At 44.7% G+C, this 24,607-nt stretch carries 23 protein-coding genes and 1 pseudogene; 7 read left to right on the top strand and 17 right to left on the bottom strand.

Features of this window, described 5'->3' with window-relative positions; all coding sequences use genetic code 11:
• Positions 1-75 precede the first annotated feature (75 nt).
• Both BLS15_RS03630 and BLS15_RS03635 read right to left on the bottom strand, forming a co-directional pair.
• Positions 76-822: a Fic family protein gene (locus BLS15_RS03630; RefSeq protein ID WP_021254103.1), complete on the bottom strand. Its 747-nt coding sequence runs from the start codon at positions 820-822 to the stop codon at positions 76-78.
• A gap of 75 nt (positions 823-897) precedes the next feature.
• Positions 898-1,590, bottom strand: a complete 693-nt coding sequence (locus tag BLS15_RS03635; protein WP_021254102.1) for a YjjG family noncanonical pyrimidine nucleotidase — start codon at positions 1,588-1,590, stop codon at positions 898-900.
• Between the two features lie 364 nt (positions 1,591-1,954).
• On the opposite strand from BLS15_RS03635, the gene BLS15_RS03640 reads away from it, so the two are divergent.
• Complete coding sequence (locus tag BLS15_RS03640) at positions 1,955-4,540, top strand: TPM domain-containing protein (protein ID WP_021254101.1); 2,586 nt, start codon at positions 1,955-1,957, stop codon at positions 4,538-4,540.
• Positions 4,541-4,873: 333 nt separating this feature from the next.
• On the opposite strand, the gene BLS15_RS03645 is transcribed toward BLS15_RS03640, so the two are convergent.
• From BLS15_RS03645 to BLS15_RS03660, 4 genes are all read right to left on the bottom strand, one after another.
• Positions 4,874-5,323 (bottom strand): DMT family transporter, encoded by a 450-nt coding sequence (locus BLS15_RS03645; RefSeq protein WP_021254100.1) that lies wholly within the window; start codon positions 5,321-5,323, stop codon positions 4,874-4,876.
• A 12-nt stretch (positions 5,324-5,335) separates the two neighbouring features.
• A complete protein-coding gene (locus BLS15_RS03650) occupies positions 5,336-6,037 on the bottom strand; it encodes a Crp/Fnr family transcriptional regulator (protein WP_021254099.1) in 702 nt (233 codons plus the stop codon).
• 28 nt (positions 6,038-6,065) lie between these two features.
• On the bottom strand, positions 6,066-6,491 hold the full coding sequence (locus BLS15_RS03655) for a DMT family transporter (RefSeq protein ID WP_021254098.1): 426 nt from the start codon (positions 6,489-6,491) through the stop codon (positions 6,066-6,068).
• A gap of 166 nt (positions 6,492-6,657) precedes the next feature.
• On the bottom strand, positions 6,658-7,314 hold the full coding sequence (locus BLS15_RS03660; RefSeq protein ID WP_036666971.1) for a DUF2306 domain-containing protein: 657 nt from the start codon (positions 7,312-7,314) through the stop codon (positions 6,658-6,660).
• Between the two features lie 265 nt (positions 7,315-7,579).
• Between BLS15_RS03660 and BLS15_RS03665 the strand changes: the two genes are divergently transcribed.
• A complete protein-coding gene (locus tag BLS15_RS03665; protein WP_175460703.1) occupies positions 7,580-8,206 on the top strand; it encodes an ArsR/SmtB family transcription factor in 627 nt (208 codons plus the stop codon).
• 31 nt (positions 8,207-8,237) lie between these two features.
• A complete protein-coding gene (locus tag BLS15_RS03670) occupies positions 8,238-9,071 on the top strand; it encodes an MBL fold metallo-hydrolase (RefSeq protein ID WP_090509908.1) in 834 nt (277 codons plus the stop codon).
• Between the two features lie 64 nt (positions 9,072-9,135).
• On the opposite strand, the gene BLS15_RS03675 is transcribed toward BLS15_RS03670, so the two are convergent.
• From BLS15_RS03675 to BLS15_RS03690, 4 genes and pseudogenes are all read right to left on the bottom strand, one after another.
• Positions 9,136-9,561, bottom strand: coding sequence for a GNAT family N-acetyltransferase (locus tag BLS15_RS03675; RefSeq protein ID WP_090509913.1), 426 nt, complete (start codon positions 9,559-9,561; stop codon positions 9,136-9,138).
• A gap of 168 nt (positions 9,562-9,729) precedes the next feature.
• Positions 9,730-10,602 carry a pentapeptide repeat-containing protein gene (locus BLS15_RS03680; RefSeq protein ID WP_028532188.1) on the bottom strand — a complete coding sequence of 291 codons (873 nt, stop codon included), beginning with the start codon at positions 10,600-10,602 and terminating at the stop codon, positions 9,730-9,732.
• A 124-nt stretch (positions 10,603-10,726) separates the two neighbouring features.
• Positions 10,727-11,377 (bottom strand): MBL fold metallo-hydrolase, encoded by a 651-nt coding sequence (locus tag BLS15_RS03685; RefSeq protein ID WP_021254092.1) that lies wholly within the window; start codon positions 11,375-11,377, stop codon positions 10,727-10,729.
• Between the two features lie 476 nt (positions 11,378-11,853).
• Positions 11,854-12,144, bottom strand: a pseudogene (locus BLS15_RS03690) (EamA family transporter); the annotation flags it as partial.
• Between the two features lie 335 nt (positions 12,145-12,479).
• Here BLS15_RS03690 and BLS15_RS03695 point away from each other — a divergent pair.
• Complete coding sequence (locus BLS15_RS03695; protein WP_090509920.1) at positions 12,480-13,742, top strand: Kelch repeat-containing protein; 1,263 nt, start codon at positions 12,480-12,482, stop codon at positions 13,740-13,742.
• Positions 13,743-13,992: 250 nt separating this feature from the next.
• Here the strand turns inward: BLS15_RS03695 and BLS15_RS03700 are convergent, their stop codons facing one another.
• Positions 13,993-14,907: a DMT family transporter gene (locus tag BLS15_RS03700; RefSeq protein ID WP_021254089.1), complete on the bottom strand. Its 915-nt coding sequence runs from the start codon at positions 14,905-14,907 to the stop codon at positions 13,993-13,995.
• Between the two features lie 252 nt (positions 14,908-15,159).
• Here BLS15_RS03700 and BLS15_RS03705 point away from each other — a divergent pair, with 252 nt between their 5' ends.
• Both BLS15_RS03705 and BLS15_RS03710 read left to right on the top strand, forming a co-directional pair.
• Positions 15,160-16,386 carry an MFS transporter gene (locus BLS15_RS03705; RefSeq protein ID WP_021254088.1) on the top strand — a complete coding sequence of 409 codons (1,227 nt, stop codon included), beginning with the start codon at positions 15,160-15,162 and terminating at the stop codon, positions 16,384-16,386.
• 33 nt (positions 16,387-16,419) lie between these two features.
• The gene (locus BLS15_RS03710; protein WP_021254087.1) at positions 16,420-17,079 is read left to right on the top strand and encodes a PadR family transcriptional regulator; all 660 of its coding nucleotides are present in this window, start codon (positions 16,420-16,422) and stop codon (positions 17,077-17,079) included.
• A gap of 113 nt (positions 17,080-17,192) precedes the next feature.
• Here the strand turns inward: BLS15_RS03710 and BLS15_RS03715 are convergent, their stop codons facing one another.
• Positions 17,193-17,639 (bottom strand): hypothetical protein, encoded by a 447-nt coding sequence (locus tag BLS15_RS03715; RefSeq protein ID WP_021254086.1) that lies wholly within the window; start codon positions 17,637-17,639, stop codon positions 17,193-17,195.
• A 233-nt stretch (positions 17,640-17,872) separates the two neighbouring features.
• Complete coding sequence (locus tag BLS15_RS29305) at positions 17,873-18,100, bottom strand: hypothetical protein (RefSeq protein WP_021254085.1); 228 nt, start codon at positions 18,098-18,100, stop codon at positions 17,873-17,875.
• 464 nt (positions 18,101-18,564) lie between these two features.
• Between BLS15_RS29305 and BLS15_RS03725 the strand changes: the two genes are divergently transcribed.
• Positions 18,565-18,966 (top strand): RidA family protein, encoded by a 402-nt coding sequence (locus BLS15_RS03725; RefSeq protein WP_021254084.1) that lies wholly within the window; start codon positions 18,565-18,567, stop codon positions 18,964-18,966.
• A 173-nt stretch (positions 18,967-19,139) separates the two neighbouring features.
• Here BLS15_RS03725 and BLS15_RS03730 read toward each other — a convergent pair whose 3' ends face one another.
• The 4 genes from BLS15_RS03730 to hutI all read right to left on the bottom strand — a co-directional run bounded on the left by BLS15_RS03730 (position 19,140) and on the right by hutI (position 24,575).
• Entirely contained in the window at positions 19,140-19,763 is a 624-nt protein-coding gene (locus BLS15_RS03730) for a response regulator transcription factor (RefSeq protein ID WP_021254083.1), read from the bottom strand.
• On the bottom strand, positions 19,753-22,020 hold the full coding sequence (locus BLS15_RS03735) for an ATP-binding protein (RefSeq protein ID WP_175460704.1): 2,268 nt from the start codon (positions 22,018-22,020) through the stop codon (positions 19,753-19,755). The genes BLS15_RS03730 and BLS15_RS03735 overlap by 11 nt, the downstream gene beginning before the upstream one ends.
• Before the next feature lie 67 nt (positions 22,021-22,087).
• Entirely contained in the window at positions 22,088-22,888 is an 801-nt protein-coding gene (locus BLS15_RS03740) for a CPBP family intramembrane glutamic endopeptidase (RefSeq protein ID WP_090509928.1), read from the bottom strand.
• 382 nt (positions 22,889-23,270) lie between these two features.
• A complete protein-coding gene (hutI, locus tag BLS15_RS03745; protein WP_090509932.1) occupies positions 23,271-24,575 on the bottom strand; it encodes an imidazolonepropionase in 1,305 nt (434 codons plus the stop codon).
• Between the last annotated feature and the right edge of the window lie 32 nt (positions 24,576-24,607).

The following is a 24,607-nucleotide window of genomic DNA, read 5'->3' on the forward strand; positions in this document are numbered from 1 at the left end:
CAATAGCACCCGAACATAGAACGAGGCTGTCTTGCCGTCATGATTAACATGACCGCAAGACAGCCTCGTTTTTTATTATTCCACAGCGAATAAATATGCCTGGAGACTATCTGCAACACACTCCATAATCAATTGAATAAAAGGCTCCAATTGACCTTGGACGCTTGCTTCCTCCAACGTCTCATAATATCGCATTCTGACAGCATCCGCCGCCTTCACAATGGCAGGAGGATATCCGTGCTTCATCAGAATTAGATTCATAAGGAGTCTTGCAGTTCGGCCGTTTCCATCTGAGAAAGGATGAATACATACAAATCTAAATTGGAATTCCGCAGCCAGCATCACTGGATGCATCAATCCTTGTTGATTCTCGTACCATTTCATGAGCTCTTCCATCTTCTCAGGAACAACCGTATAATGGGGCGGAACATACTGTGAACCTGATATACGAACATTGACCATTCGATATCGTCCTGCGTCGTCCGCAATATTTTTAAGAACAAGATGATGAATTGATTTCACCACATACTCAGTTAGCTCCTGATCCTGGCGAAGGAGCTCTTGAATGTAGGCAATCGCTTCAGCGTGGTTAATAACTTCAAAATGCTCCCGAAGCTTTTTTCCACCGATCGTTAACCCCTGTTCGAGCACAAGCTTCGTTTCAAGCAGCGTCAGTGTATTTCCTTCAATTGCATTCGAGTTATACGTCCATTCAACACGATATACTTCCTCTAAATTCCGAACGACTTCGGCAGGTAGTGGTCGCAGCGAATCCAATCTATTCTTTAACTCATCAATCAAAGTAAGATCCACACCTATCACCTACCTTTTCCCTCTCTATTATTAGTATTATATCAAGTCTATTGCGTTTCTAGACAATCATTTATTCCAATACCATCACTTCAATCCTAATATCTGATACAGCTCCTGAAGCGAACAAATTTCATAGGTTGGAATAATATCCGTTTCATTCGCTTTCCCCTCGGGATTGAACCAGCAGGTATCCAGACCTGCCAGCTGTCCGCCCTTCATATCCGAGCTTAACGAATCCCCGATAATCAATGCCTGCTGCGGGTCAAAGCTAGGAATGCGTGCGAACACAAAATCAAAAAATTCCTTCATCGGCTTCTGGTACCCTGTATCCTCCGATACGAAAATGCTAGTAAACATCGGATGTAGACCGGAATCACGTAGCCTTCGATCCTGTGTCTTAGACAAGCCATTCGTCACAATATGCAAATCATACACGCCGTGCAGTTTCGTAATTACTTCCATAGCTCCGTCAATGAGCTGATGTCCCTGTTCCAAATAGCCCCGATATTTTTGCTCCATCAGAACGCCATCCACTTCATGCCCATACTCCTTCAAAAGTAGAGAGAATCGAGTGTTCACTACCTCGTCGCGATTGATCTTTCCCTCTTCATACGCCCTCCACAATCCCTGATTCATCTGTTTATAATGGGCTTCCATTTCTTCTGTCAGCTCGATCTGCTGTCCTTCGAACAACAAACGCAGCGCCAGCTTCTCCGCTGCCTTGAAATCAAGCAATGTATCATCAACGTCAAATAATAATGTTCGATATATGCGCATCTTATCTCCACCTATCTATGTTATAGCCTGCTCTACAGGCTATATTTTCTATTTTATTTTCATATCCATCAACACTGCAAGCTGCTCTACATCTGCACGACTTGTGTGATATTCCCTCTATTTTCACGTGCGTGCATCTGTTGTACTGGATATAGGCTTACACTCCTAAATGCTCTCATCCAGCCCTGCTGGCTGCACTTTTCCTAGCTGCTCGTCCTTCGTACTTCTACAACTCACCATGACAATCCCTGTAAGAAAAGTTCTTTTCCCGCTTCCGACTGCACCTTATACTGGTATCAAACGTAATACGTAATAGGAAATAGGAACCAATAACATAACACACGACTGGAAACGGAGGATCACCGTGAAGAATGCAATACGATGGCTGTCCGCCATCATGATGATTGTCATGTTGCTTCATCCGGGAATTGTTCAGGCAGACGCGATTCCGAGCAAATCGGCCATAGTGCGCGATATAGCCAAGATGATTCCTAAAGAATCGATTCCCTATATCGAGCGAGCTGCCAAGGGGAAGCCCTATACGTTCTATCTCCTGACTATCAATCGTTTGGATGGCCAGGATGCAGCAGAATATGCAACCGAAGTATATCACAAATGGAAGTTGACAGCGGATGACATCCTCATCCTATTGTCTAAGGAAGATCGGCGCGTAGAGATGAACTTCAACAATCCGGCTTTGCAAGAGAAGATCGACGCACTGCCCAATGATGACTCGTCTCGCTCTAAGCTCAGCGCATTCGTTGACAAACATTTTATTCCGAAGGCGAAAGAGGGCAATTTCGCTAGGGCCACTATAACGCTTATGGAAGCGACCAAACAATTGAAGCCTGTGCCGATTGTACCAACGCCGGAGAAGCCTGCTAAAGACCTCCCATCCGGCAACAAACCATCGAAGCCCGCATCGGAGAACGAAAGTCAGCCCGTAACTGTGCCGAAAGAACCGGAAGGTCCAAGTGCGCTCGTCCTTTTCTGGAATAGCATTCCGTGGCCTAGGGTCGGTATCGTAGCAGGCTTAGCTGCATTGTGCATCTTGCTAGTTGCATGGATGTGGCAGCTTCAGCGGCTGCGCAAAATTCGTACCCAAATTCCTGCCGTTATGGCCACTGTCAGTCAAGCGCTCGAGCGAGTGCACCACTACACTGAGCTGTATCAAGGCGCGACGCAGCAGCAAGCTGCGGCTATCGAGCAGCAATTAACGGCATCCATCATTGCGCTGGAGTCCAGCTTGAAGGAAATGAAGCAGATCAGCTTCGCCCACACGCTGCTGCCGAAATTCAAAAGCCAGCTCGATGCGGCAGACAACGTGCGGCAAACGCGTGTAAAAGAAGCAGCAGAGCTAACGAAGCAAATTGAACAAATCGAGGTCACGGAGCGACAGCTCGTAGACAGCATTCGTGAAGCGCGAGCGCGTCTTCAGCAGCTCGAATACGAATATCGCCAAGAAATCAGTACACGCGGTTGGACGCTTGAAGCAATCGACCAACGCTACCATACGCTCGTCAGCCGTGTGCAAACCGTGGATGATATGGATACCTTCGATCCGATGGGCGCCAATGCCATCATGGATACCTCCAAGGCAGAAATCGAGCAATTGGCGCAGGATATCGCGTCCATCGCTCATTACGCCAATCTGTACCAGCAATTTCCGAATGAGGTAGCCAGCAGTCGCGCCCGCTTCGAAAGCATCGTACAAGAACATAGACTCAAGCTAATCCGCATCGATCCTTACGGTTGTCTGGAGCAAGCTAGAGACACGAATGAACGGATGCTGGAACAACTGCGAAGCGGCAAGATTTCGGAAGCTGTGCAATTGGCAGAACGCAGAGGCCAGCACCTGACGGATGCTGTACATATGACACAGCGGCTGGCAGATTTGAAGCTGAAAAATGCGGAGGACATCCAAGCCATCGCGAATAGATTTTCCAACCTGCCAGAAGAAGAGCGGCACATGAATGGGCTGCACCAGAGAATTAGCCATACCTACCGTTCCAACTACTGGAATCATGCTTGGGAACTGTATCATAACGGGCTTTCCGTCATTGCCAACATGCGTTCCAGACTGGACAATGTGCGTTCCCTCTCTTCGGAAGAAGTGCAGGAATACGAGATGGCTCGTCAGGAACTTGATGGCATACTGCAAGCTTGCCAGGATCAGGATCGCAATCAAAGGCAATATGAAGAACTTGTCATGAAATTGGATCAGGCGCTCGAACTAATCAACAGACAGATGAAGAGCGGTGAACAAGCTTACACCCGCGCCCAAGATGTTATTAAGCGCAATCGTCTCGTGCAAGCATGGCGATATGCGGAAGAATCTTTGATGAAGCTGGACTCCGGACTGAAGCAGTTGCTCGCCCAGCCTCCTTATGACATTGACTTACAGTCAGAGCTAAGCTCGCAATATGCACGCGAAGCGGAAGCCTACTTGCAAGATGTCGAGCGAACTGCCATTGTGAAGCGCGATGCAGAACGCACGATGAACGACATGGAAGCACGGTATCGTTCCACGTATCATCGTACAAACCGAAAAGTAAGATTATCTCACTTTGACTCCCAATATTCGCAGATCATGTCCTCTGCGAATGACTATATGTACCGCGGCGAATACGAACGCGCCAGTCAGGAAGCTGCTGCGGTGGCAGGCATTATTAGCGCTATGAATGCCGCTTATGATGCTGTGATAGCAGAGGAACGGCGCCGAGAAGAAGCCCGCCGGGCGGAGGAGCGAAGACGCCAAGAGGCTCGCCGAGCAGAGGAACGCAGACGCGAAGAGGAAAGACGCCGAGAGCAAACCAGTAGATCGACCAGCTATAATTCCAACTCGAATAGCAACAACTCGGGCGGATCCAGCTCGAACAACTCCAATAGCTCGGGCGGGTCTAGCTGGGGAGGCGACAATAAGAATTCTTCCGGCGGATCGAATTGGTAGTAGCAGAAGTGAAGGGGTACCCTACCTTCAATCTTCAACTTGCAATCTACAATAACCTTTCACGCACAAAAGGGCCTCACCATCCACGGCAAAGTGGATGGTGAGGCCCTCCTTCCTTTTCAACAAAAATCCAGAACGAACTAGCACTAAGCCAACCCCTTCATCACCCCAGAGAAACCATCAACCCGCTACTTCAACACAACAAGCGGTTCAGTGACCGTTGCCATCACATTTCCGTCTATCTTCTTATAGAAATCATTCCACTGATATCCATCTTCTACATCCAGCATCGTATCCAGCGCGTATCTAAAAAAAACGAAGTAGATAGGGAATCTACAGCGGTTCTACTCTTTTCCCCGTCTTAAATACAATAACGCCGCCAATAATGATCAAAACCCCGATTGCTTGTTTACCCGTAAAAGGAACCTGATCGAGGCCAAGCAACCCCAAAGAGTCGAACAACAGCGCAAAACTAATCTGGGACGCCATCACAATCGAGATGGCAAACGTCGGGCCAAGCCGCTTCACTCCCTGTACCACACTAAGCACGACACCGACCCCGATGATGCCGCTGAACCAGTACCATGTCTTCATATTAGGCAAATCAAATAGCTGCTTTCCTTCCACTAAGAGGCCAATGGTGAGTGACGCTAGGAATCCCATGCCCAGCACGATTGCTGTAGTCGTCCACGTTCCCACGCCTTCATTTACTTTACTGTTGAACACATTCTGCACACCAACAAGCGAGCCAGCGATGAGCGCCAATACTAAGCCTGCAATCATAAGCGTCCCCTCTCACCTTTCATATATATTATGGCCTGCCAGAGTACGCAATCGCTCCCGATCCTTCACGGAAATAAACCCTCGACTGCGCTCGACCAAGCCTTCTTCACAGAACTTATGAATAACTCGATTCAAATGTCTGTAGCTGGTGCCAATAAAGTTGGCTACATCCCGCAAACTCACCGCATTAAGCTGTCCATTAAATCGCGGATCCGATTCATCATACGATATCGACAAGAGATAACTCGCCAAGCGCGCCTCCACCGGATACATCAAATTAAAGCTCAAGGAATCTGATTTCATGCAAAACTTCGTCGTAATGAGCTTCAACAAAAATTGAAGCAGCTTTGCGTCTTCTTTCGCATACTGATGCAGCCAGCGGTAATGAACGATAATCATATGAACCGGCGACACCGCCTCAACCGTATTCATGAAGTCAATGCCTTGCACATATTCAATGTCCCCGACCGCTTCTAGTGCGGTTTTGAACGACACGATCAGTGCCTTGCCCTCTGCCGAGGTGTTATACACCTTAACCTTTCCCTTCACAAGCACGGATAAATACTCGGCTGGATCACCCTGCGAACAGATGAGTTCACCTTGCTCATAAGTGTACAATGTCAAATGCGGCAATATCTGTGCATTAAATATTGATGCTATCTGATGAATCTCCAAATAATGAGCCAGTTGTTCACGATCCTTGATCTCTTTCATAGCGCACCTTCACCCCTGCCGCAAAAAATTACAGCTTCAATATAATCACTCCGGCGATCATCATCCCAATGCCGATGAACTGCGCCAGCTTCATATTCTGCTTCGCTACACCGAACCATCCTCTACTGTCGATGATGAAGGTTACACTTAGCTGGGCAATTAACACCATTGCAATCGTCAGAGTCACTCCAATCTGATGAATGGCTGTGATATTGCTCGATATGATAATTGCTGCCAAGGCACCTCCAGCCAGATATATCGGCTTCACTTGCTTGACTCTTCTCCATTGTCCATCACGGACGAGCAGCAGAAGGACGAAGGCCAGTACAAATCCCGTGAACTGGGTAATCGTTGCTGCTTGCCATGTGCCAATATGTTGACTGATATGGGAGTTCGCCACGCCTTGCAGCGTTATGAACGCTCCGCCTAACCATGCAAATAGGATTCCCGCCATCATTCCCGCTCCTCTAGACATGAATTCAATTTCACTATTATTTAAAATCAGACCCATGTCTTGGGGGAAGGACATATGTCCCAAGTGTATCAAAAAAGCAAAAAACAGCGTAGAGGCGGAATATTGCATCAGCATCCGCGTTCACACTGTTTAGGTAAACAAACCGCTATTGTATGTATGACTTTCTACTACCTACTGATGGACGGTGTGCGACCAAACTCTCTGCAACCAACAGATTTGGCACCCAGCATAGCCAAGCGATCACTGCAAATGTGTCATTGGAATCTGAAAGCCCGAAGAGTATCGCTGCCAGCGGCATATACAGGCGCAGTGTAATTGCCGCACATGTAAGCGCATAGTTGCGAATCATCCAGCGGCCATGTCCGGCTAAGTCGCGAGCGACAACAATGCGGACTATCCCTTGATACAGAGTATACATCCATAAAGTAGACAGTACTCCGAAGCCTGTTGCGGCGAGCCAACCGCCATCCGCGTACCAGGATAAATAGAGCCCTGTAATCCCCCCAATCGCAATCAGGCACGCATACACATAGCCGATTGCGCGGTGTAGATTAGGCTTTTGTACTCGTAATCGCTTGATGAATTGAAGCCATCCGATAGTAATAGCAAGTCCTGAAGATATGGCGTGCGCCCACAATACTGGATACCACAACGTCGGCAATTCCCCTTTGCCTTTTACAAGCGGAGCTTCTTGGATATGAGATGGTATAGCATACATCGCTAAAGCATAAATTCCGACAATGATTGCCAGAAATGCCATTATCCCAAAGGCCCATGAGCGAGCCGCACTCTGCACTTTCATCCATCATTCTCCATTCCTCTATACTGGAAGGAGTGTATCATGCACCCTTAGCTACTTCACTCCGTCTGCAGAAGTATTTTGCTTTAGAGCTAATCCTAGTTACACACCATGCGTCTCAATTTCTCTATTTCTCTATTTCTCTACTCCTGAATCATAGTATCTCATATCGAAAATGGAATGATTGCCCAACTTCGTAACTCGTGTTAATATAAACACACTAAACAGTAAATTATATTTTACCGGTAAATTGTAGTGAGGTGTTTCGATGACTGTGACCAGCGTCTATAAAATTCAGACTCATGAGCAGCTAAAAGCAATTGCAGATCCTCTCCGGACGAAGATGCTTATGAACCTTGTCAAGCAAGAGTATACCGGGCAGCAGCTTGCTGAAATGCTGGGTATAACCCGAAATAATATTTATTTTCACCTGAAGGAGTTAGAGAAGCATCAGGTGATTCAAATTGTCCGCAAAGAGGAGAAGAACGGTATCGTTCAAAAATATTACCGCGCAGTTGCGAGCCGCTTCGTCCCAGAAGATCATTTGCTGCCGAGCATGGATCTGATCGAGACGTCGCGACAAGTGTTCATGGAGACCGTCGAGGTCACCCGCACTAAGATTGAGAGCGCACCGGCTGCATCTTTCGCTCTGAACAGCAGCAATCTGGATCAGCGTAAGAACATCGCATCCACCTATCAAATGATCGCAACGGAAGAGAACTTCCACGCCTTCGTCGAAGAATTCAAGCAGCTGCTGGACAAGCATTTCACGAAGCATGAGAAGTATGGGAAGCAAGAGACAAATGAGACGAATGAAGAAAATGAGGATCTAAAAAGCTATTATTTGTCCCTGATCGCATTCCAAGATGACAGCGAAGAGATCGCCATTCAATGATTACATTCTTCACTTTCTGGAGGGATACCGCATGCAATCTAACACAGCCAATCGCGAGCAGCACGCAACAAAATATCCTATCGTAATAGACGATACTTGGTTCACCGTCGCGAAGCTCGACGACTCTACGTATTCCCTTAGCGAATACGGCCATTGGGAGAGAGTTCATTCTTATCTGCTCATCGGCAGTGAACGAGCCGCTCTCATCGACACCGGACTCGGTATCGATGATATTACGCGAATGACTAGCCAACTAACCAGCCTGCCCATCACCGTACTTACCACCCATGTGCACTGGGATCATATCGGCAGCCACGGCAAGTTCGAGCGGATTTACGTCCACGAACTGGAAGAAGATTGGCTCATTAATGGCATTAAGGGATTGCCGATTGAGCAGATTCGCAAAGATGTGTCGCGTGATATTACGAGACCCTTACCGCCTACCTTCGATCCTGTTGCCTATACTCCCTATCAAGGCAAGCCAACTGGTCTGCTGCAAGATGGAGATACCATCGATTTAGGGAATCGTAAACTCTTCGTTTATCATACGCCCGGCCATTCCCCCGGACATATCGCCGTGCACGATACAAGCAGAGGCTACTTATTTACTGGCGATCTGCTGTACGATGAAACACCAATCTATGCATTCTATCCTACGACGAGTCCAGAAGACCTTGTGGCCTCCTGGCAGAAAATTTCGGGGATTGAGGGTATTGTACAAGTATTCGGCTCCCATAATCGGCTTAGGCTGGAGCCCGAATTATTAGGTGCGTTGAAAGAAGCGGCTGCAGAGCTGCTTGAGAAGGATCTTGTCCGCTTCGGAACTGGCGTTCACCAATTCCGTGGCTTTTCGGTTCAGTTCTAAGGCGCTGGTCGACCTTCTTATGCAAAAAACGCTTGGGCATCTGCCCAAGCGTTAGCGTTTTTATTTACCTCGCCTCTATTTCCTTCTGCTTCCCAGCTTGCATGCGATAATTTCGGAATATCATTCCGTTCGCCTTCATCATGCCGAAATGTTCATAATAGGGAACCAGGTCATCGTCGCAGCATAAATCAATCATATAGATGTCATCCAACGCTTTCATCATTTGACTGACTAATTCTTTGCCGATCCCCTTGCCTTTATATGCTGGCAGCACTTCAAGCAGTGGAATATAGGCAGACAGTACACCGTCACTTATCGCCGTGATAAATCCTACGACCTGACCCGTTTGTTCATTCATCGCCAGAACCACTTTGCTGGTGTTCTTCAATAACCGCAGGTGAGTTTCCGGGCTTGGCGGATTCGGCCAATCTACAAAAAAGTCTTCCAGCATTTCATCTGTAATCCCGTCGACTGAGTGCTTGTATATCATATTCGATCATCTCCTCATGTAATTGTTCTGAGGTAGATCGACAATATCAATAGTAAAGTAACAAACCAATACCCTCCGTATCATCAAAAGAAGCACTATACACCATAATACGGAAGATTCATATATTCCACAACCATAATTTCCTTTCTCCAGCCTGCCTTCTACTGGCTATGCTGTCCAATGGGCCGGTCGAGACAGCCTTCCCGGCAGTTGAGTATGCGAATCTCCCTTCGCTGCGTTAATCTGTACCTGAGTCAGAAAAATACTGTCTCTCAAATCCGCGCCGCGAATATCTGCATCGCGCAAGTCCGCTCCGATGAGGTCGGCTGCGCGCAAATTCGCATGCTGCAAGTCAGCCGCGATCAGATAGGCTCCTCTTAAATCTGCCCCTCTGAGATCAGCTGCTTTTAATTTCGCACCCATGAGATCGGCTCCGCGGTAATTCTTCCGTCTCTCCTTCGAATTTGCCTGCAGATTGCAGCGTACGTCCATCCATACCAGCTCGCTCGTTTGCAATAACAGTCTATTTACATTTGCACGATGCGCGTGAACATCCACCTTCAGAATTTCATCTGCACGGAGCTCTGTCAGACGTACTGTCTCCTCCACCATCATATTAAGCTCTTGACGAATGGAACGCGCTGCCTCTAGCACAAGTGCTTCATGTAAATACCACAGCATTTCGTGGAGCTGATGCATAATCGGAAAGACGTTATACATGGTTTTCGCTCTCTCCGAGCTTTCTCGCCAATCAATGCCCTCAAACGTAATCTGCGACACTTTCTGTCCTGCACCGAAGCACTCGAACACGGTGCACCCTTTACATCCTCGTGCCCGCAAATTCGCGTGAATTCCGCATCGATAGTCAGCTTGCAAGTTCGAGCAGGGAACTCCCGCATCCTTGCTCATCGCAAAATCAGCCGAAAAAGAAAATGGGAGCGCAACACAACAAAGCCCGAAGCAATTCTCGCAATCCGCCCGCAGGTCGGCCCAATGTATATTCTTACGTACATGAGAGTGATCTCGGTTTTCCTCTAGCAAGTAGAGCACCTCCGATGTGCTAATAATCTGAGACGATTATAACGGATGTGCTTGGTACTTTCTAGCAAAATGATAATGGTGTCATTTCTACATTACCGTCAAGTTCGTTCATATTCCACTGCCCTCAATATTGCATGATGGCTACGCCCGCGGCTTGAGACAAACTGTCTTGTGTAATATCCAGCTCTTTATAGCTTCTAACCTGCTGACCGGATGCTGCGAGAAATTTATCTACCTTATCAAAAATCAGAAATCCTAGCGGACGGAGCGCCTTCGTACGGTAATGCATCGGAATGGTTATCGTTGCCCGCAATTGACGCATCAGTTGAGCCGCTTCATCTCCGTTAATGGTCATTCTTCCGCCTACCGGAGTCATAAGAACGTCTACCTTGCCGATTGCTTGGCTTTGCTCTTCAGACAATAGATGACCCAGATCCCCACAATGACAGATAGTCAGGCCATCGACTTGAATGCGGAATACAATATTGTCACCCTTTTTCGCACCGTTCACTTTATCATGAAAGGTCTTAAAGCCGCTGATCAGCACCTCACCGTCACCATAGGTGTATTCCTTCGGCTCATTCACAAGCAAGTAATCGCCAACCGCTACCTGAATCTGATTATGATCGCGATGTTCATGCGTAACCAGAACAATATCCGCTTCTACCTCAGGCATTCGATAACGAAGCAGACGTCCGTATGGATCAATCAAAATCCTTGTTCCTGCCTGCGAAGTCAATAAAAAAGCCGATTGCCCGAACCATTTGATTCGCATAAACATACCACCTTTCATTTATAAAAACCGCTTCCGTCCATAATGATCTGTTATATTCTTAAGATATTTCCCTACCCTGTTAAAGTCAACTGGACCCTCTCATATGCGATCCCTTCCATTGCGTGATTGCCCAATATCAATATACATGCGCGTCTCCCCTTCGGCACAAACCGATTGAACATCTTCCTTTCCTGCTAAGTGTGATAAGCTGAACACTAAAGACAAAGTACAAAGTGTTATCCTAGAGTCAAGTGAGTCGCCATCCAGATAGCAAGCAATAAAAAAGTAACTTTCTCATAGGCACTGTTCTACAAAAGAGAGCTAAATGTTTCCGAACCAGGTGCTGTCGGAACAGATAAAATCGCATGGAAGGCCTATCAGCAGCATCCTGAACGGTTCATCCCTTTCGCCTCAGGCATTCATTTATTAGAGCCATCTGGGTTGAAGGCGGCTTGATAATTCACACTCCATTCTATCTATGCCCCAATATCCTTACGATTTGTCTGCTGCTCGCTTACCTGTCGTTGCTGCAATAAGAACACAGCAAGTCCAATCAAAATGAGTGCAATGCCAATGCCTTGCTGTACCGTGATAACCTCATCCAAAATGAAATAAGCAAGGATGCACGTTCCTACCGTCTCCCCGAGAATACTCATGGAAATGACCGACGTACTGAGCCATTTCAACAGCCAATTGAATAACGTCTGACCTAAAATCGTTGCGATGAAGGCTAGTCCAGTAAAGGATCACCACGTTTGAGCGGAATAAAGATCCCCATTACTTGCTTCTTTGACAGTAAACGTGATTCTCTTCAAGGTGGCTAATTGGGCAACGGAGGTCTCAACGAAATTGAGTCGGCATCAAGACTACGATGTTAGAGCAAGCAACTCCACTGTCACCATATTATGTATATTTTTACAACAAGGTAGATGAACTCCACTCGAAGCACAGCTAATGGAATGAATCACCTTATCAGTAAAGTTACCACTTTTTTAGTATACGAAAAACATTTATTTACATTTTTTCATATGTTCATATATATAGACAAACATATTCCAATTTCATATAATCAGTACACAGTCTGAATTTAAAGGAGAAGATTATGAAGAAACCTGTCTTATCGATTCTATTGTCGCTACTTTTACTGTTATGTTTCATTCCAAGCGCATACGCCTCCACTGGCGTGGAGAAATGGGAACAAAAAAATGATTTTCCAGTGTCGAGAAGCTATCCCCATGTAGCGTTAGCCAATAACACCATTTATGTAATCGGGGGTTCTCCCTCCGGATACTCCAGTTTTGCCAACAATGTATATGCCTATGATCCAACTAATGACTCATGGATCGAAAAAGCCCCCATGCCTACAGCAAGAGTCGGAGCGGCAATAGCTGTCGTGAACGATATCATTTACGTAATGGGCGGAAAGGATGGAAGCGGATACTCTAATGTAGTTGAAGCATATGACCCAAAAACGGACAAATGGTCCAGCAAAACAAGATTGCCCGAAACAAGAAGTTACACTTCAGGAATTGCAATTAATAATAAAGTTTATGTTATAGGGGGATATAAACCTGGTGGTTCAAACTCCAACACCGTGTATGAATACAATCCGGAAACCAACAGTTGGGCTGCGAAGGCGAAAATGCCTTCTTCTAGATCCGGTATTGGCCTCACTACATTAAACGGAAAAATTTATGCAATCGGTGGGGAAAATTCAGCTAATTCAAACTCCCAAAGTATAGTTGAAATCTACGATCCTCAAACAGATACCTGGGAAAATGGAGTCCCTTATCCGGAAACCGCCATATATATTGGGACGACAGAGCTTAACGGAAAGATTTATGGGGTTGGAGGCGGCAAACCTGATGGTAGAACAAAAATAAACTCTGTCTATGAATTTGACCCGGTAAAAAATGAATGGACAAAAAAATTAGACATGCCGACTACAAGAAGAGCAGGTGTAGTATCCTTTAATAATGCGATTTTTGCAATAGCCGGCGAAACCACTACTTCCATTAATAAAGTTGAAGTTTATTATCCTGGAACTAGTGAAGAACCAACAGAACCAACAGAACCTACTGAACCTACTGAACCTACTGAGCCGACTAATCCAGAACAACCTAAAGGTAATCGTGCCATCCTTACAGTTACAATGACGACTGGACTAGAAAAAGAATTCGATCTTTCTATGGGAGAAGTCAACTCCTTTATCTCCTGGTATGAGAACAAAAACGCCGGCGTAGGCACAACATCTTATGCCATCAATAAACATAACAATAATAAAGGCCCTTTTACCAGCCGTAAGGATTATGTAATCTACGATAAGATTTTATCGTTTGAAGTAAATGAATATACTGTGAAGTAAAAAATAAGGAGCTGCTTAACCGCAGCTCCTTATTAATATGCTCTTAGTTAAGAAATCCCTCGTTGACCGCCTCGCCTTAATATGTACTACGAGTAAAGCTGTTTTTAGCTTCAAACGGAAGTCCGATTCCAATAAGAAGTGTCATCTCGTTTGCAAACAATGTCTGACTTGTTTTTTATTTTGTGTTCACCTGACAGAGTTGTGAACACTCTACAGCAGTTTTTAATTCATATTTGTAATGCCAATCTATCTATGTCCCAATTTCCTTACGATTTATCTGCTGCTCGGTTACCTGCCGTTGCTGCAATAAGAACACAGCAAGTCCAATCAAAATGAGTGCAATGCCAATGCCTTGCTGTACCGTAATAACCTCATCCAAAATGAAATAAGCAAGGATGCACGTTCCTACCGTCTCCCCAAGAATACTCATGGAAATGACTGACGTACTGAGCCATTTCAACAGCCAATTGAATAACGTCTGACCTAAAATCGTGGCGATGAAGGCGAGTCCGATAAAAGACCACCATGTGTGAGCAGAATAATCGAAGAAGGATGTTTGCTGACTGAAGGAAAAGAGACTTAACAAGAGCGCACTGCTTGCATAGCCGATAATGGAATAAGGAACGAGCGACAACTGTTTGCGAACATGCTGGCCAACAAAGAAGTAAGCCGTAATGACTCCTGCCGCAATAAAGGCAAGAATATCGCCGAACAGCGCCTGCCCGCTAATCTGGAAGTCCTGCCACCCGATGACGAAGCTTCCTGCAATCGCTACGATACAACCGAGTATGGCCCCCATACGGAAGCGTTCTTTAAACAAAAAGTAGCCTCCCGCCATGGAAAAGAGCGGCTGCAAGGTCACGATCACCGTTGAGCTTGCGACTGACGTGTAATTCAATGACTCAAACCAGAGCACATAGTGCGTGGCTAGAAATAAGCCTGACAGCAGTCCATACCCCCATTGCTTCTTCGACAATGAACGTATTTCTCGCATGCTCTCTTTGTCCGCGAGAAGAAACGGCAGCAGCATAACCGCTGCAAAAAGCATCCGATAAAACGCCGTAATGCCAGCCGGCGCATCTGCTAACTTCACGAAGATAGCTGAAGTCGATAATGCCAACACCCCGAGAAATAAAGTCGCATAAGACATAAGCGGTGATTTCAATACTGCTCCCCCTAAACAATGTGTTAATCAACTATACAGCGTTCGTTACCATGTACACATGTAAGTATAATTAGAAAGGCACACAAAAAATAGTAGGGAATGCAAGCCTATTGAAGGCCGCTCATTCGGTAAAATGTTACGTTCCAAAGATTTTTATATTTTATAGATAAATATTTATATATAATACTTTACTCATGAAGTGATATCATTTACAATGACTACACCAACATTAACCAAAAAGGTGGTCATTACATGCTGCTGCGTCACAAAGCTTTCAGGCAATTATTTGCCGGAAGAGTCCTGAGCGTTTTTGCGGACTCCATACTCTTTTTCTCGCTACTCAAATGGATTGAAATCAAGTCGAGCGGAACAGAATCCTTTACGTTTTTCTATGTGGCATACTATCTCCCTATTGTGCTGCTAGCCCTGCCTGCCGGAGCCTGGATATCCGGAAAAACGCTGCAGCATGTGATGGTATGGTCAAATGTCGTCCGCATGAGCGGTATGATCCTGTTCTTTTTACTCTCAAATATGATCCCGATGCCGTGGGTATATGCGCTCCTAATTGCAGAAAGCATTGTCGGTTTATTTTTCATGCCAGCCAGTCAGTCTCTCCTCCCTCAAATCGTTAGCGAAAAAGAACGTCCATCAGCGAATAGCTGGCTTCAGATGGGCTATACGGTCGTCAAAATAACAGGTCAGATCTTTACCGCCTTTATGCTCAAAAACGGATCCTCGCCTGCTTCGTTGCTGCTGTTTTCAGCCTTTCTTCTCCTATGTTCGCTGATGTGCATTATGCGTATGAAGCCAAAGGTGAAACAGGAAATGCCGGAACGCCGTGGCCAATGGACTTTAATGAAAGAAGGTGTCCTTTATATTGCTCGTCACCGCCAGCTCGGCACGTTGTTTGTTTTTTTGACGATTGCCATGTTCATTGCTTCCTCAGTGGATTTGATTCTGCTCTCCTTTTTAAGGGATGTGCTTGGTTCAGGCGTTGAAAATCTAAGTTTTATCGGAACAGCTTCCCTTTCCGGCATGATCGTGGGTGCGGCTCTCGTTCCAAAATGGTATAAAAAGATAGAGAGAAAATGGCTGATAGTCCCTCCATTTTTCACCCTTTGTATCAGCATCGGCAGCTTATATGCAATCCAAAATTGGCTGGTGATATTGCCCCTCTTTTTCGTGCAGGGAATTGCACTGGGATGCTTTAACATTACATTTGTGACCTACGTTCAGGATATTGTGGAGAAGGATAACTACACTCGCGTTTTCAGCATGTACCATATGATTTCAACCAGTGCGGCTCTGCCAGGTATATTGCTGACCGGAGTGTTGCTTTCGATATGGGGAGTAACAACGACGGTTCTCGTGATCAGCGGAATGTTGCTTATACTCGGAATTGCCGGAATTTTGGCTATACCATCTCTTGGTAAAGGAAACTCCGCAGAGCAAACGAATATTGAAACAGAGGCGGTTTAAGAATATGAAAATGACAGAAAGGAAGTAGAAACGATGTCGTTGAAGTTTGGAATTTTGGGCTTTCTTAGTAAATGGGAAGCGACTGGTTATGATCTCAAAAAGGAATTTGATGATTTTATGAGCATCTTTTGGCATTCACATTTATCACAAATCTATCCGGAACTTGGACGTTTAGAACAGGAGGATTACATTACAAGCCGCATGCAGCCGCAGACGGGCAAACCCGACAAAAAGATCTACGCCATCACGGAAAAAGGCAAGCAGGAGCTGATCTCCTGGCTGCTTTCGCCTCCGGAAACGCCGAAGCTTAAGGACTCCTTTCTGATGCAGGTCTTCTTTATGGACAACATTCCCGCAGAGGAGGTTATTTTCCAGCTAAAGGCCTATCAAAAGGAGCGGGAACAGCGGTTAGCCAAGATGAAACGCATTCTTCATGAGCGCTGGGAAAGCATACGAGAGCGTAATGTCATGAATTCACGGATTTTAATGAGCTCAGCGGTCATAAGAAGAGGTTTGGAACAAGAAATCCATTATATAATCTGGTGTAAAGACACGATCGAACTAGTGGAGTCCTGTTCCGCACTTTGGTCGCAGGATATCGACAAATCAGATTTGCCTGATGAAGCCTATATTCGATTTTCGGACGTCGAACCTTTATTCCAGAAATATTATGGCAATTTAATGAATGATTAATATATAGATAATCATTTTCCGTTATCTGGTTAATCAACAGGCGTGACCTAAAAGAAAAATCCCGATGAATAAATCATTCATCGGGAAAACGAGTCGACATTTTGATGTTGCGATCAGTTTCTTTTATAAACTTCTAAAATATAATCATAAAATCTGCTGGAATTGTTCTCTACTCGAATAAAATATTCCTGATCCTTTATCAACTTTTCAGAAAATTTCAATTCGTTGCGCGAGTCCACTTCTCCGCTCGTGATTTTCTTTCTATTGGCATCATACAGGGTCACTTCGGCTCCCTCAACAGGAAGCTCAATGTTAGCAGCGCCAAAGTCAAATGTATAGAATGTAGTCTCAGGAGCCTTAAACTTAAAATAGTCGTAATCGTCATCGCGGGATGCTTTACCATTGATCATGGTATGTGTTTTTAGAGGAAACTCATTAGCACGCTTAAACGTATCGTTATTTTCAATCTCATTAAAAAAATCAATTGCTGCAAACGCTGGCGTGGATAGGCCAGCTACCATAGTAAGCCCCAAAATACCTGCTATGATCTGTTTTTTCATCAATTAATAACCTCCCAGAATAGTTTGAAGCGCAAAGAATCTGAGGTGTCGTTCTATCTATCATTTTACGATTCAAATATGCTGCCCACTAGGGTAGCGATATGACATGATTCAATGAATAAATTTACTTTTTTATGAAATGAGTAGACTCAAACAAAACAAAGAATATGTAAACCCGAAGCTCGTCATGAGACGAAATCGACCGGCAAATGCCGAGCTCCGGATCCATCAAGTTATATCAATGCAATAGCGAGTAATGTGAATAAGCTTAAGGTTATGATATCGTTATTAACGAAAGGAAAAAAGCCTGACGTTCTTACAGCTCCATAATTCGCTTCGGGACGCAAATAGACATTTTGATAATCTACCTTAACAACCGTCCCTCGGTATTCTTGGCGGTCCATTGTCAGGATACGAACTTTTTTGTTCATACAGTACAAGCAATTCTGATAGGCTTCCAATTTTGTTCCCCTCCTCCCTATTCACCATATGACACAAATCCAGTTGGGACACGGCGAATATACATCGTAGCGAGGGGATTTTGTCTGCCTAGCAGCCTCTCCTTACCATTTTCAATCTATGAACAAAGTCATTGCCCCTTCATTTTCTTCTTAAGCTCATCACAGCGATAACAAAAATGAAGACTGATGACGTATTGCGGCGCTATTCGTAAGTATGTCATCCAATCAAGTGAACATTCCCTAGTATTTCAACAGATCTAATGCTATAATTTAGGTGTTTTACATCAATTGATTAACTTTTAAATGGGAAGGAGTGAGTACCTGATGAAAAAGAGATCTTTGAGAAGCCTATCCTCCGGTATCGGGTATTCTACTGCTGTTTTCTTCTAGAATTCATAAGGACGGGATACGTCTGTCCATTTTGAAGGAAATGAACGAAAACCATTTAAAAGGAGATATTAGTAATGACACAAACCAATCCTATCGTTTCCAGATATAATCCTGAATCAATTGCCAAGCCGGTTGGACACTACAGCCATGTAACCAAAATTAGCAGAGATGCGGAGCTGTATGTTTTTTCTGGTCAAATTGGAATCGATCCAAACAATCACATTCCCACTGACTTCAACGAACAAGTAACGAACACGATGAGCAACATTGTTGCCCTCCTTGCTTCTCAGAAGCTGACGCCTGATCATGTCGTGAAAGTGAATATTTGGGCGACGGAAGAAATCGACTGGGATCATTTCGATGCGGAGTGGAATCACGTATTCGGCGCTCCCTCTCCTTCCATGACGATTGCCTATGTTGCTGGATTAGGTCTTCCTGAATTGAAAATTGAATTGGATGTATGGGCCGCAGGCTAATAGATGGCTCACATCATGTTGATATGAAAGTATGAAAGTCCCCCTCATTGAGGGGGACTTTCTTTTGATAAGGCTGGATAGTTCTCGTAGAGATTTTGCCTTCTATATAATTACCCTCGCGCTCATGGGGATTACAGGGGATGCCAAATGGATCACGAGCCTTATCCGCCATTCTACTTGGTTTGATTTATTAGCAAACCGGATTCGTAGCCCTTTACAACAGCACCAATGCGCGTCTTAACTCCAAGCTTATCAATAATAGATGCAATGTGATATTCAACGGTTCGCTTGCTCATCGTTAGAATAACAGCGATCTCTTGATTGCTCTTTTCTTGAGCAATTAGTTTAAGCACTTCCCTCTCCATAGCGGACAATTGATCTTGCTTTAGACCACTTAGAACTTTCTCCGGTATTAGGATATGGCCTAATACACTTTGCCTAATCGCATTAATGATTTCCTGGTAAGTGGCCTGTTTGGATAAATAAGCATGGACTCCAATATCATACGCTTTTTGGTAGAATTCCTCATAAGTGTAGCCGGACAACATAATAATTTTCATAGCTAGCCCGAATTTCTCCTTGCATAGCTTTGCCACTTCAAAGCCATCCATATGCGGCATTGAAATATCCATAACGAATACATCTGGCTTTACATGATCCAGCTCTTGAACACCCTCGCGTGGATCCGTGAAAGTTCCGATTACATGAATATCATTCTCTTCGTTTATTCGGTTTTTCAATCCTTCCATGACTAAAGGATGGTCATCCAGCAGTATCACTTTAATTTTATCCAACATGGCAATGATCCTCCATTACTGGCACACAAATATGAACATCTACGCCTGTCCCTATTGAAGAATGAATATTCATTACACCGCCCAAATAAGTGACCTGATGATGAATGGATACAAGACCAAAGTGACGTTGATCAGAGTTATGTCGGCCCAGTTCCGCGACGTCAAATCCTGCTCCATTATCCTGCACCCTACATTGAAGTACACGCCCAGTATTCCAAATCGCTAAGACTACCTTTGAAGCATTGGCATGTTTGACTGCGTTCGTAAGCAATTCCCGGATGATTCTAAAAATATTGGTTTTCACTAACGGTTGCAGCACCAGATCGGGCGAAAGCTTGTATTGAAATTCGATTTCAAGCTCCGCTCTCTCCTTCGTTGAACGAATCAGCCATTGTACAGCGTCCTTTAAATCGGTTTTATCAACAATATGCGGATGAAGGCGGTCACATAACAGGCGAATCTCACTCTGTGAGTCATAGATACAATGAAGCCAGAGCTTCACTTTCTGTTTATTGATCACTTTGGAATCATACAGCTCTTCTAAATCACGGGAAAGAAAAATGAGGTTTTGCAAGATTTGATCATGTAAAATGTAAGAGGTCTGTATTCGCTCGGATTCCTGTGCCTCCAATATTACATAATTCATCTTGTTGTTAGGATTGGCTGCCTCTTTGGTATCATCACCATCTTGAACTTTTGCCGATAGATAGTTTTTTTGCATGTTGGAGAGTAATTGGGCATTCCTTAACAGCCGAAACACTTCCATATGTATTTTTTCTAAAAACTGAAGTTCCTCTGCCGAGAAAAACGTATCATTGCTCTTATGCCCAAGGCATAAATAATCCTTCTCCCCGACACGTAACACTTCACTAAAATGATATTTTTTACTTAAATCCAGCTCGCTACAATCCTCCATGATTAACTGTTCTTCCAGCTCTTCGAAAACACCTACGCAATAGGCATGTTGTTGAACGCCGTCTCTCCATATGACACAGATACCTTCTACGTCGATTACTTCTTGGATCATCTCCACCAGCATCATCATTAAATCACGGTTATTCTTCTTCTCCGTAAGTTGAATCGAGAGTTTAAGTTTTTCTTTCTCTAGCCATAGCTTTCTACCGTTCACTTTGTCGTTAGCCCATTTCAAAGCCCACTGATAACTTCCTGTATAGGCGAATAAGAAAAAAATATAAATCATAGGTGACCACTTAAATGAAATCGAGCATAAATAAACAAAGAACAGTCCGGCAACAAACAACGTATGGATAGATAGCCGGGAAATATAAAGTTGCATATCTACCATTCTCTGTTTAATCAAAATGTACATAATCGTGGAGGAGAAAGGGATAAGCCCAATCATCGCATATTCTGGTGCTAACATGTACCGTAATCCCACTACATTCGGGATCGCATATAAAAATAAAAAGGGGAGAAAGCTGAGAGAAATTCCAGTGACAAGGATCAACAAATAGTTCTTTCTTATTCGATCAAAACGACTCCAATGAAGTCTCCCCAGAACTAATATAATCCCAATAACAATCATAAATTGAATAAGTGTAATATCCCTGATCCAATCGGGAATTCTGCCAATCGTGATGGTGAATGAGGCATAGAGGGTAAAAACAACGAGCACAGCTTTAGCGCAGGTAAATAAACTTTGCACCACAGGTCTTACCTTTGTAAAAATCAATTGAAGGAACATGTCGAGCATCATGTAAGGAATCCAGATCGAGCATGCGGCCAAGATTACATTCGCTATAATCAATTCAGTCGCATAAATCGTCAAAATGATGAACGCCAACACAATATTCATTTTGAAAAAATCGCGTATCAGATGTGATTCAGGCTTCCTGAAGTAAGTAAAGCTTCCGATTCCGACGAGTATCAATTCAACTCCAATCGCAAAGATCTGTTTAAAAAAATCCCGCTGATCCACCTTGCCTTGTATTTCTGTGCCGTGATGGAGGAACGTATACGTCTTCACTTGTTTCATATCGATAATCTTGCTATGTGGCCAATCGGTTAATCTCTTTCCATCCAAGGCTATGAGCTCGTCGCCTGGTTCGATTCCTATTTCTTCTGCTTTCCCGCCAGGATCAATCCCTGTCACGAACCATTTTTCATTCTTATTCTCCAATTTAACGCCTATATATGGGTATTCAAAAGACTGCCAATGAATATAGAATGCAGCGAATAAAAAAAGAAACAAAGATAGATATACGAAATACTGATGTTTGCCCTTTACATTTTTCATTACATTCACCTTGGTTGACATTTAATATTAGTAATATTAGTCGTGTAGCATAGATTCTTTACTCATTTTACACTCCAACTAGTTTAAAAGTAATGATACCCCAAATCGTATTCACAAAAAGATGAAGCAAAATGGCACCATAAATATTTTTCCGGAGTTTGACTAATATCTCTTCGGGAATAAATATGGATAGAGGAATGAACGCCCAGTTCTGCGGTGCTTGCCACATATGATAAATTTGAAATAACACTGCAATAATTAACCAATCAAACTTAAGCGAGCCCACTTTTCTGAGCAAGTAACCACGAAAATAGATTTCTTCTCCTACAAAATTCCCGAACACCCCAATCACCAACAAGTACCACGGGAAATCATAATAACCTTGCTGCCAAATATGCCACTCTCCCATGTGGAAATACGGGAGGCTATTTAAATATTCATGCAAAGGCGGAAAAATGAACCTCATATAGGGAAGGGAGATCAACGTAAATAGAATCACAATTACTGGAAACACAATAATAAGCCCTTTTAGATCCAGTCTTGTAAAGCCTAAATATCGAAGGGATTCTTTAAAGGAAAGCTTATCAGCATATCGTAACATTGCAAATGGAAAAAATACATGCCAGACCGATGCCATAATAGCCAAGATGAAAAACTGCGTGTTGTGACTAGATAAACCCGTCAATTCCATAAACGGCTCACGGAAAAAATAGATAAGAATATAAGTCAGTACCCCTGGAATGAGAGCAAGCATTAAATAGAATGTAATTTGCTTCTTCCCTTTTGCTTCATATTTTCGCAGAAAATCAACATAGTCTGGATCCTGTAAATTAAAGAAGTTTTTCAGCCTCTCATAAAATACCGTCATCTGTATTCACTCCGATCTATTGAACTTCAATGCTTTTTAAAAATATCATGAAGCCATAGATTGGCGAATCTGTATGTAGCGCATGATTTGCATGCAACGACGCAAATATTTTTGCGTGATCCCGCAAATAATGAGGCACCTATCTTATATTCCATTCAACTTCATGTCAGGCAGCGAAATGGAAATAAAAAAGACACTGCCCCGCTTTTGCGTCAGGCAGCATCCATGTAGACGATTTTTTAGATGATTTGTAGATATGGAAGGTCGGCAATTATAGTATTACGGTCGCTTCACCATACCGCGCCCCGAATAGGCTGCCTTCATTTCCGGTTAATCATGGAAGGCAGCTTCTTCCGTTACGCGCAGATGAGGAGTGAAGTATTCATCGCACACCTCCTCCTTGCACTACTTGCGTCTTCAGGGTACGATTCCACACGACCTGCGCTCCGTTCTTGATTACACCGAATGTATGATTAATGCCGAAATGATATGGCAAGTAAGCTAGGTTAGGCGCATCGAAAATGGTCAAGTCCGCCCGCTTGCCGACTTCGATAGAGCCGATGTCTGCTGCGCGTCCGATCGCAGCAGCTGCATTCAGCGTGCATGCTGTCAAAATCTCTTCAGGCTGCATCTTCAGATTCAAGGATGCCAGCATGATGATGAGCTGGATCGATTCCGTCGGGCATGATCCCGGATTGTAGTCGGTGGAGAGTGCGACAGGCAGCCGGAACTTGTCGATCATATCGCGGGCGCGGGCATGCTGGGACAGACCAAGATTGAAGGTCGTTCCCGGAAGCAAGACCGGAATCACGTTACCTGCTGCCAGACTGGACAATCCTTGATCAGTCGTCATCACCAAATGCTCGGCTGAGATCGCTCCTACCTCTTGGGCCAACTCAGAACCGCCTAAGGCTACAATTTCATCCGCATGAATTTTCGGAATGAGCCCATGGTGTCTGCCCTCCATCAAGATAACGCGGGATTGCTCCACGTCAAATACGCCTTCTTCGCAGAAGATGTCGCAAAATTCCGCTAATCCTTCTGCTGCAACGGCCGGGAGCATTTCCTCAATGATTACGGCCACGAATTCCTCTGTCCGTCCCTTGTACTCTTCGGGTACAGCGTGTGCTCCCATAAAGGTAGAGGCGATGTCCACCGGATGCGTATCATGAAGTCGACGCGAGACTCGCAACTGCTTCAGCTCTGTCTCCAGATTCAGGCCATAGCCGCTCTTCGCCTCTATCGTCGTCACCCCTTGGAGCAGCATTTCATTTAGGCTTCGATAAGCCTTGTCGTATAGCTCTTGCTCGCTCCATTGCCGAGTCGATTTGACCGTGCTTAGAATTCCGCCGTCCTTCGCCAGGATGTCTAGATACGGCACGCCCGAACGCTTCATTGCTAGCTCGTGCTCACGGGATCCGCCATGAACGAGGTGCGTATGCGGATCGACTAACCCGGGAGTCACGATGCGGCCACCGACATCAATCGTCTCGCGAATAGCTGCTCCTGCCAAGGCAGCCATCACTTCATCCTTATGTCCTACCAATACGATCTTTCCTTTATTTATGGCGACAGCTGCATCCTTAATTTCCCGAATCTGTCCCATCTCATCCCCATATCTGGGTCCATTACCTTCGGGGGTGTATAAGCATCCGATACCTGTTAGAAGCAAATCAATCTGTTCCAATGTAAGAAACCTCCCTCGTTGCGTATTTAGGT

Origin of the sequence: Paenibacillus sp. cl6col, assembly GCF_900102125.1 — a bacterium.
GTDB classification, from domain to species: Bacteria; Bacillota; Bacilli; order Paenibacillales; family Paenibacillaceae; genus Paenibacillus_B; species Paenibacillus_B suaedae.